The organism is Rhabdaerophilum calidifontis, assembly GCF_008641065.1.
Lineage (GTDB): Bacteria > Pseudomonadota > Alphaproteobacteria > Rhizobiales > Beijerinckiaceae > Rhabdaerophilum > Rhabdaerophilum calidifontis.
The window spans coordinates 1-8,842 of the sequence record NZ_VTRS01000015.1 but is presented as its reverse complement, the minus strand read 5'-3'; the positions used below and the strand labels follow the sequence as shown (position 1 = coordinate 8,842).

Annotated in this window: 10 protein-coding genes; 4 read left to right on the top strand and 6 right to left on the bottom strand. The window is 70.0% G+C overall.

All coding sequences use genetic code 11. The features are described from left to right. From FWJ24_RS14935 to FWJ24_RS14515, 4 genes are all read right to left on the bottom strand, one after another. Positions 1-1,434 (bottom strand): caspase family protein (locus tag FWJ24_RS14935; protein ID WP_206110866.1); only part of this gene is annotated, 1,434 nt, incomplete at its 3' end. 90 nt (positions 1,435-1,524) lie between these two features. Continuing rightward, positions 1,525-2,007 carry a hypothetical protein gene (locus tag FWJ24_RS14525; protein WP_150288555.1) on the bottom strand — a complete coding sequence of 161 codons (483 nt, stop codon included), beginning with the start codon at positions 2,005-2,007 and terminating at the stop codon, positions 1,525-1,527. A gap of 5 nt (positions 2,008-2,012) precedes the next feature. Further along, positions 2,013-2,624, bottom strand: coding sequence for a glutathione S-transferase family protein (locus tag FWJ24_RS14520; protein ID WP_150288554.1), 612 nt, complete (start codon positions 2,622-2,624; stop codon positions 2,013-2,015). Positions 2,625-2,672: 48 nt separating this feature from the next. Further along, entirely contained in the window at positions 2,673-3,176 is a 504-nt protein-coding gene (locus FWJ24_RS14515; protein ID WP_150288553.1) for a thermonuclease family protein, read from the bottom strand. A 113-nt stretch (positions 3,177-3,289) separates the two neighbouring features. On the opposite strand from FWJ24_RS14515, the gene FWJ24_RS14510 reads away from it, so the two are divergent. Beyond that, positions 3,290-4,834 (top strand): sensor histidine kinase, encoded by a 1,545-nt coding sequence (locus FWJ24_RS14510; protein WP_150288552.1) that lies wholly within the window; start codon positions 3,290-3,292, stop codon positions 4,832-4,834. 15 nt (positions 4,835-4,849) lie between these two features. Here the strand turns inward: FWJ24_RS14510 and cobT are convergent, their stop codons facing one another. Next, positions 4,850-5,866, bottom strand: coding sequence for a nicotinate-nucleotide--dimethylbenzimidazole phosphoribosyltransferase (cobT, locus tag FWJ24_RS14505; protein ID WP_150288551.1), 1,017 nt, complete (start codon positions 5,864-5,866; stop codon positions 4,850-4,852). A 134-nt stretch (positions 5,867-6,000) separates the two neighbouring features. Here cobT and cobS point away from each other — a divergent pair, with 134 nt between their 5' ends. Together cobS and FWJ24_RS14495 are read left to right on the top strand one after the other, a co-directional pair. Beyond that, positions 6,001-6,882 carry an adenosylcobinamide-GDP ribazoletransferase gene (gene cobS / locus FWJ24_RS14500; RefSeq protein ID WP_166443740.1) on the top strand — a complete coding sequence of 294 codons (882 nt, stop codon included), beginning with the start codon at positions 6,001-6,003 and terminating at the stop codon, positions 6,880-6,882. Positions 6,883-6,958: 76 nt separating this feature from the next. Next, positions 6,959-7,279, top strand: a complete 321-nt coding sequence (locus FWJ24_RS14495; protein WP_150288549.1) for a hypothetical protein — start codon at positions 6,959-6,961, stop codon at positions 7,277-7,279. Positions 7,280-7,294: 15 nt separating this feature from the next. Here FWJ24_RS14495 and dusA read toward each other — a convergent pair whose 3' ends face one another. Beyond that, positions 7,295-8,302: a tRNA dihydrouridine(20/20a) synthase DusA gene (gene dusA / locus FWJ24_RS14490; RefSeq protein ID WP_150288548.1), complete on the bottom strand. Its 1,008-nt coding sequence runs from the start codon at positions 8,300-8,302 to the stop codon at positions 7,295-7,297. A gap of 102 nt (positions 8,303-8,404) precedes the next feature. Here dusA and FWJ24_RS14485 point away from each other — a divergent pair, with 102 nt between their 5' ends. Next, entirely contained in the window at positions 8,405-8,674 is a 270-nt protein-coding gene (locus tag FWJ24_RS14485; RefSeq protein ID WP_150288547.1) for a pyocin activator PrtN family protein, read from the top strand. Positions 8,675-8,842 lie beyond the last annotated feature (168 nt).

Sequence of the window (8,842 nt, the reverse complement as noted above, 5' to 3'; positions counted from 1 at the left end):
GGTCGCGACGGGCGGTGCGGGGCGCGGCCGGAACGGACGCGGCGGCGGCGCCGCCGCCGGCGGGCGCACGGCCTCGGGACGACGCCAGGCGCGATTGGCGAGGATCGCCGCGCCGACGCCGATCGCCACCGCCGGCAGGGCGCGGGCCAGCGGGTTCGGGGGCGGCGGCGCGAGTTCGATGATCCCGACTGGCGGCGGCGGCAGCAGATGCACCGGAGGCGGCGGCGGGGGCGGCAGGGCGTGCCAATCCTCCTCGACGATCACGGTCTCGTAGACGATCACCTCCTCAACGGGTGGCGGCGGCAGATCGTCGTAGATGATCTCCTCGAAGCTCGGCGGCGGCGCGACCGGCGCGGAAAGGCGGGCGAGCCGCTCCTCGGCCTCCTCGGCATGGGCGCCGCGCGGATAGCGCCGGAGATAGGTCCAGTAGGCGCGCGTGGTATTGGCGCGGCGGGCGCGCTGCCAGTAATAGGCCTCGCGCCGCTGGGCGACGAGGGCGCGGATGCGCTTCGCCTGCGGGTGATCAGGATAGGCGCGCAGGAAGGCGTCGTAGCCCTCGATCGTGTCGCGTTCGAGCGCGCGGGCATAGGCATCCTCGGCGGGAAGCTCGCCGATCGGCCGGGTGCGGAGTTCCGGCGCCGCAGGCACCGCCGGCGCAAGGCCCGGATTGGGGGCGAGCAGCAGGATCGGTTGGGATATCCCATTCACATTCCAGGGCTTCTCCCGCCCCTGGCTGAGGTCGAACACGCGCAGGCGCACACGCTCGAAAATCGCGCCCAGGTCCAGCCCCGGCTCGCGCAGCGCCTCGGCGAGCGCCATGGCGAAATGGCCGTAATTCGTCACCGGCAGCGGCGCCGCCTGCCCCGGATCCTGGTTGTAGGCGAGGAGGAGGCCGTCCGCGCGTTCGACGAGCCCGAACCCGCGGCCGCCGCTGGCGATGCCCTCGGCGAGCGGATGCGCGTAGGCGGCGTCGAGCATCACCATCCGGCCGGCGGCGGGAATCCCGGCAAGCGCGCGCAGATAATCGGAAAGCCGCAGCGCCTCGAGCGGCAGATCGGCGCGGCTTCGGATCGCCGCCCCGGCGGGCACGAGGTAATTCTCGCCGTCATCCTGAAGCCCGATCCCGGAGAGATAGAGGGCGAGCACCGCATCCGGTCCGGCGGCCTGGGCGCGGCCGAGAAAATCCCGGAAGGCGGCGCGGAAATCGGCCTGGGAGAGATTGGCGGCCTCGGTGACCTCGAACCCCGCCTGTTTCAGGCTCTGGGCCACCAGAGCGGCATCGGGCAGCGCGGTCGGGTGCGGCGCCTGGCCGTAATCGCCGATGCCGACCACAAAGCCGAGCCGGCGCCCCTGCGCCTCGGCGCCGACCGCGGCGAGCAGGCCCGCTGCTAGGGCGAGCCCCCGGATCAGGGCGGCAAACATGGTGGCGCGCATCGCGACCTCCTCTTGACAGGCGCCGCATCGTGGCAGGCGCTCGATAAACCGGCCATGAACCCGTGACCATGAATCCGTGACAGGGCTGCGTCAGGGCGAAGGCATGGAACGCCCCGGCAGACGGGCGCGGGCGACATCCGCTTCGCCGCCACGCCGCGAGAGCAGATCGTCGCAGGACCAGCGCTGGCCGCCGTCATCATGCCGCGCGGGGTTCCCCTTCTCCACCTGCGCCACGGCGTTGAGGCGCCCGGTTTCGGCAACGCGCATCCAGAGCCAGGGGCCCTGCCGCTCGACGGTGAAGCAATAGGTCCGCCGCTCCTTGGAGGTGCCGTAATGATAACAGACGCGGTCGCCGTCGGTGTTCCAGCACGCATCGACATTGGCCGTGAAGCCGTTATTGCCGAGCGCTCGGCCGTCCGGCAGGTGGTATTCGCTGAAGGCGCCGCCGCCGACATAGGTGCCAACCACGGTATTGCCCTCGAATTCGAGGCGGATCTCGGCGCCGCTCAGCGTCTCGGCCGCTGCGGGCGCCGAAACGGCGAGCCAGGCGAGAACGGCAAGAAGGCTGCGCATGCCGATCACGCCGCGGCGCTCGGCCGGGCGGCGACCCCGGCATGCCAATCCCGGAGCCGGGCGCAATCCTCGGGGATGGCGAGCCGCGCCGGCTTGAGGAACTCCACGGCAATGAAGGCGGTGATATCCGCGATCGAGAACGAATCCCCGGCGATGAAGCGCGTCGCGCCGAGCGCGTGATCGAGCATCCGCAGGGCCTCGATCGCGCGCGGCTTGTTCGCCTCGCCCCAGGCGGCGATCTGCGGCACCTCGTATTCCGCCATGGCGGGGTGGAGATGGCGGAAGGCCGCCTGCACGGCGCCGTAAAGCTCCAGTTCGCAGCGGCGGTTCCACATCTCGACCTGGGCGCGGCCGAGCGCGCCGCGGCCGAAGAGCGGCGGCTCCGGGTGAAGCTCCTCGAAATAGCGGCAGATCGCGACCGATTCGGTGAGGATCGTGCCGTCGTCAAGCTCCAGAACCGGCACCTTCCCGAGCGGGTTGCGCGCCAGGAATTCCGGCAGCCGGTGCTCCTTGCGGCCGAGATCGACCGGCACGAGCGGCACCGGGATGCCCTTTTCCGCGAGAAAAATCCGCACGCGCCGCGCATTGGGCACCCGGCCACCGTCGAACAACCGCATCGCTTCCTCCCTCAGGCGGCGCCATCGGAGACGAGGATCGTGGTCGGGTCAAGGCGGGATCGGCCGGCCATTGCCCATCCGCCGCCGATACACATCCGGCCGCTCGAAGGCACCGGCCCAGACGCCGCGGAAATGCAGGGCGGCCTCGCGCTCCTCCGCGGCATAGCCGCCATAATCGAGGGCATGGCCGTTGCGGACGAGATCGGCGCCGATATCCTGGCCGTTGACCCGGCAGGTGACGAGCAGCCGCTCGTAGCGGTCGCGCTCGCCGCCGGTACAGACCACCGTGCCGCGCGCGAGCCAGCGCCGCAGCGCCAGCGTCGCCTCGCGTCCGCAGGGCACCTCACGGCCGGCGATGGTGCAGGTCTGGCGCGCCTCGGGCGCGTCGAGACCCTTGAGCCGCATCGCACGACCGCCAATGACCAGGCTGTCGCCATCGAGCGCGCGGGCCTCGCCGGCCACGATCTCCTCGGGCGCGCGACCGAAAATCGACAGGACTAGCACCGCGATCGCGAGGAAGGAAGCGGCGAGCAGGAAGCGGGGACGGGGCATGCGCCTTGTTACGCGATTCCCCGGCCGGCGCGGGAATCGCCGTTTCCCGCGCGATGTCAGCCATCGCTTAACCTTTCGTCAGGCATAGTGACGCCGGGTCCGGACACGCGCACATGCAGCACCACATCCCCACCGCCGCCGAGATCGAGCGGAAGCAGACGCTTGCCGAGCGCGCGCAGCGGCAGCGGCGCGAGATGCAGCGCGCCGTGCGTGACGCACGCGAGAAAGTGACCTCGGATTCCGGCCTCAACCGCGCCTTCGACCTCGAACTCGCGCGGGAATTCGCGCAGAACCATGTCAGCGCGGCGCTGGCGCTGATGCCCTACACCATGATCATCGCCGGCACGACGCTCGCCTGGTCGAGCCCGGCGCGGACCTTCGCCTGGCTGACGCTGGCGCTCTGCGTGCTGGCGGCGCAGATTCTCGTCTGCCAGCGCTTCCTAAACATCGACCCCGATAGCGGCCGCGTGCTGGCCTGGATCAAGCGGCTGATCGTCAGCGAGATCGCCTTCGTCGTATCCTGGGCCCTGCTGCCGAGCATGGTCGGCGTTCCGGAGAGCGAGACGCTGCGGCTCTTCCTGCTGTTTGCGGTGCTGGTGATCGGCGCGGTCTCGACCGTGCTCGCCCATACCCTGCCGAACGCGGTCTACGGGGCGGCGCTGCCGCTGGGGGGGGTGATCGTGCAGCTCGCGATCGACCGCGAGCCCTCGGAACTCTGGATGATCGCCGGGCTGAGCTTCACGGCGCTGCTGCTGTTCGTCGGCCTCGCCAACCGGCTCTACGCCACGACGCTCGACAATCTGCGCACCTCTGCCGACAAAGACCGGCTCTATGCCGAGATCGAGGAGACCAATGGCCGCCTGACGGAGGCCACCCGCCGCGCCGAGGAGGCGAATGCCGCGAAATCGCGCTTCCTCGCGACGATGAGTCACGAATTGCGCACGCCGCTCAATGCGATCCTCGGCTTCTCGGAGGTGATGAAGGACCAGCTGTTCGGCCCGCTCGGCAACGAGCAATACCGGACCTATGTCGAGGACATCCACAAGAGCGGCGAGCATCTGCTGGCGCTGATCAACGAGGTGCTCGATCTCTCGCGCATCGAGGCGGGCAAGCACGAACTCGTCGAAGAGGCGATCGATCTCGTCGGCGCGGTCGAGGATTCGGTGCGGCTCATGGAACTCAAGGCGACGAGCCGCAATCTGCGCGTCGAAACCGCCTTCACCGCCGGAATGCCGCGGCTATGGGCGGATGAGCGCGCCATCCGCCAGATCACGCTCAACCTGCTCTCGAACGCGATCAAGTTCACGCCGCCGGGCGCGACGATCCGCATCAAGGTCGGGTGGACGCAGGCCGGCGGGCAATATCTCGCGGTGCAGGACAACGGACCCGGCATCCCGGAGGACGAGATCGAGACCGTGCTCTCGACCTTCGGGCGCGGCAGCCGCGCGATCAAGAACGCCGATCAGGGATCGGGTCTCGGCCTGCCGATCGTCAAGAGCCTGGTGGAGCTGCATGGCGGCGCCTTCCGCCTGCTCTCCCGCCCGCGCGAGGGCACCGAGGCGATCGCGATCTTCCCGCCGGCGCGCGTGATGACGGCGATGCCGGCCGTGGAGCCGCCGCAGAGCCTGTTCGCCCCGCCCGGCAGCCGCGCCGCCTGAACGCGCCGCGCCGGCTCAAGCCTTGCCGGGCACCCCGGCCTCGGCGAAGGTCGCCATGCCCGTATGACAGGCGATTGCGGCGCGGACGATGCCGGCGGCGAGCGCGGCGCCGCTCCCCTCCCCCAGCCGCATGCCGAGCGCGAGGATCGGCGCCAGCCCCAGCCGATCGAGTACGGCGGCATGCGCGCCCTCGGCCGAAAGATGGCCCGCGAGGCAATGGTCGAGCGCGCGGGAATCGAGCGCGTGCAGGATCGCGGCGGCGGCGGTGACGACATAGCCGTCGAGGATGACCGGCACCCGCTCGATCCGCGCCGCGAGGATGGCGCCGCAGAGCGCGGCGATCTCGCGGCCGCCGAGGCGGCGCAGCACTTCCAGCGGATCCCCGAGATGGTCGCGATGCTGCGCGAGCGCGGCCTCGACCGCCGCGACCTTGCGCGCATGGCCGGCGGGATCGAGCCCGGTGCCGAGCCCGACCCAGCCCGCCGCCGGCCCGCCATAGAGCGCGGCATAGATCGCGGCGGCGGCAGTGGTGTTGCCGATCCCCATCTCGCCGAGGCAGAGGAGATCCGTGCCGCCGGCGATCGCCTCCATGCCGAAGGCGATCGTCGCCGCGCAGGCCGCCTCCTCCATGGCCGCGCCCTCGGTGATATCCCCGGTCGGCAGGTCGATCGCGAGGTCGAACACCTTCAGCCCGAGATCGAAGGTCTTGCAGATCTGGTTGATGGCGGCGTGCCCGGCCGAGAAGCTCGCCAGCATCGCCCGGTTGACCGCGGCGGGATAGGCCGAGACGCCCTTCGCGGCGACGCCGTGCGAGCCGGCGAAGATCACCACCTGCGGCCGCGCGACCCGCGGCTCGGCCCGCCCCTGCCAGGCCGCGAGATGCGCGGCGATCGCCTCCAGCCGCCCCAGCGCGCCGGCCGGCTTGATCAGCTCCGCCTCGCGGGCGCGCGCGGCGGCGCGGGCGGCCTCGTCCGGCGCGGGCATGCTCGCGACCAGCGCGCGGATATCGTCGAAGGGCAGCGCGCTCGGCATGGCGGACCTGGGGTGTTGATCTTCGGGCAAGGCGGGTTTTCGGCATGAGACGGGTGGAAACCACCCGCCGCGGTGGCTATCATGCGCTGCAGGGCGTGGGCAAGGCGGGCGAAAGGCCGTTGCCGGTTGCGGCGATGGCCCCGAGGCAGCGCATGGACGACATGAACAAGCCGGAAACACCCGAAACACCGCAGCATCGCGGCAGGCCGGACAGCAAGGCCGGGCCGATCGCGCTCTTCCTTCAGGTGCTGCGGTTCTATTCGCGGCTGCCGGTGCCGCCGCTCGGTTTCGAACCGGCACCGCATGCGCGGCCCGATCTCCGGCGCGGCTTCTGGGCCGTGCCGCTGGTGGGTGCGGTGATCGGCGCGATCGGCGCCGGCGCCGGCGGGCTCGCCTATCTCGCCGGTCTCTCGACGGCCGTCGCGGCCGCGCTTGCGGTCGCGGCGCAGGTGATCGCGGCCGGCGCCTTCCACGAGGACGGGCTCGCCGATTGCTGCGACGGCTTCTGGGGCGGCGCCACGCCAGAACGGCGGCGCGAGATCATGAAGGACAGCCGCATCGGCACCTATGGTGCATCCGCCCTGGCACTGGCGCTGGCGCTGCGGATCCTGGCACTGACGGAATTGTTCCGGCTCATCGGGCCGGGCGCGATCCTCGTCCTGGTCGCGGTGGGGGCGCTCTCCCGGCCGCTCGCGCTGCTGCCGGTGGCGGTCATCGCACCGGCGCCGGGACCGGGCATGGCGGCGGAGACGCCGATGCCCGGCGGATTGGCCCTTGTTCTCGGATGCGGGATCGGTTTCGCCCTCTTCGCCGGCCTCGCGATGCAGGCCGGGCTCTCGGCCGGAATCGGACCGGCGATCCTCGCCGCGCTCGCGCTGGTCGCGCTCGTTGCCCGCCTCGCCGAGAAGAAGATCGGCGGCCATACCGGCGATGTGCTGGGCGCCGGCCAGCAGCTCGCCGAGATCGGCCTGCTGCTCGCGCTCTCGGCCGCCGCCAACTGGCAGGGGCCACTCTGATCCCACGCTTGCGGAACCGCCGGACGCGACCCAGATTGATCGATGCGGCGCCGTGCCGCGACGCGTCGAGGCCCCGATGAACAACGAACGCACCGCTCTCGTCATCCTGGCCGGACTCGGCCTCGCCTTCGTGATCGCGATCTTCGAGCGCCTCAAGACGCCGCTGCCGGAGATGGGCGGCCTCTCGACGGGCGGGCAGGTGGGAATGCTCGTCTACGGCCTCGCCTGCCTCGTGCTGCTCGCGGGCGGGGTGGCCGTCTGGCGGCGCAACGCCTCCGGCGACATGCTGCGCGTCGCGGCGCTGTGGATCGCGATCATCGCGGCGATCGCCCTCGCCATCGCCGCGCTCACGGGCGGGCTGCCGGCATCTTCGGGCAGCCTCGATCTCAATTCCTGAGCCCGGTCGCGAACCTCACGCGGCGAGCGGGGACCGCCGATCGAGCAGCGCCAGCGCGGCATCGAGCACATCGGCACCGGCGCCCGGCTTCACCGCCTCGGTGGAGAGATGGTGGCGGAACGCGCGCGCCCCCGGCCGCCCCTGGAACAGCCCGAGCACATGCCGCGTCACCGCATGCGGCGAGACGCCCTGCGCCACGACCCCTTCGAGATAGGGCTTCAGCGCCGCAAGCGCGGCTGCGGCGTCGGAGACCGGCGCCGGCGCGCCGAAAATCAGCGGATCGACCTCCAGGAGCAGGCCCGGATTCTGATAGGCGGCGCGGCCGAGCATCACACCGTCGAGCCCCGGGAGATCGCCATCCGGCGCGAGCAGCGCGCGCGCCTGGTCGAGATCGGCGATGCCGCCGTTGATCACCACCGGCAGAGCCGGCCATGCCGCCTTGAGGCGCCGCACAAGGCCGTAATCAAGCGGGGGGATTTCGCGATTCTCGCGCGGAGAAAGCCCCTGGAGCCAGGCCTTGCGGGCATGGACGACCAGCGCGTCGACCCCCGCCGCGGCGCAGGTTTCCGCCATGCGGAACAAGGCCTCCTCGGGCGCCTGGTCGTCGACGCCGAGCCGGCACTTGACCGTGACCGGAACCGCGACCGCCGCCTTCATCGCCGCGACGCAGGCGCCGACCAGCGCCGGCTCCCGCATCAGGCAGGCGCCGAAGCGGCCGTTCTGAACCCGATCCGACGGGCAGCCGCAATTGAGATTGATCTCGAGATAGCCGAATTCCGCGCCGATCCGCGCCGCGGCGGCGAGTTCGGCCGGATCGGAACCGCCGAGCTGGAGCGCGACCGGCTGCTCCTCTGCCGAGAAGCCGAGCAGCCGCGCCCGGTCGCCATGCAGCACGGCGCCGCTCGTCACCATCTCGGTATAAAGTCGCGCCCGCCGCGTGAGCAGCCGATGGAAGAACCGGCAATGCCGGTCCGTCCAATCCATCATGGGGGCAATGGCAAATTTGCATGATTTTTCAATCATTTGTTATGACTTTTTAAACCTACCCGAAATTGGACGGACTGGCATTGCCGACTCTTGTGATTAGGTGGCGCGTTTCGCTCGAATTTTCAAAGGCAAACACCGATGGCGCTCAACACCGCGTTCCTTCTCATGGCGCAATATAACGGCAAGGCAATCATCCCGCTTGAGGACGTGTGCCGCGATTATTTCTCGCATCTCACACCGACAATCATGCTTAGGAAGATAGGAGCGGGCGAAATCGCACTTCCTGTTGTCCGTATTGACGTGAAGAGCCAGAAATCCGCCAAGGGCATCCATTTGCAGGACTTGGACGACTACCTCGACAAGCGTCGACAAGAGGCAATCAGGGAATTTGTGGCGCTTAATAGCTGATGCTGCGACCTTATCGCGGCGGATTCAGAACTTGCGTAGGAAAGAGCTGGCTCGGTTTGTTTGAACAGTTTCGGGGCGTTTCCTAAGTGGATTCCTGCCTCGGTTAGGCCGCCATCGGGATTGCTGGCAGCGCATTGAAGTACGCCTCGTCCGGGGTCAACCGGCCGA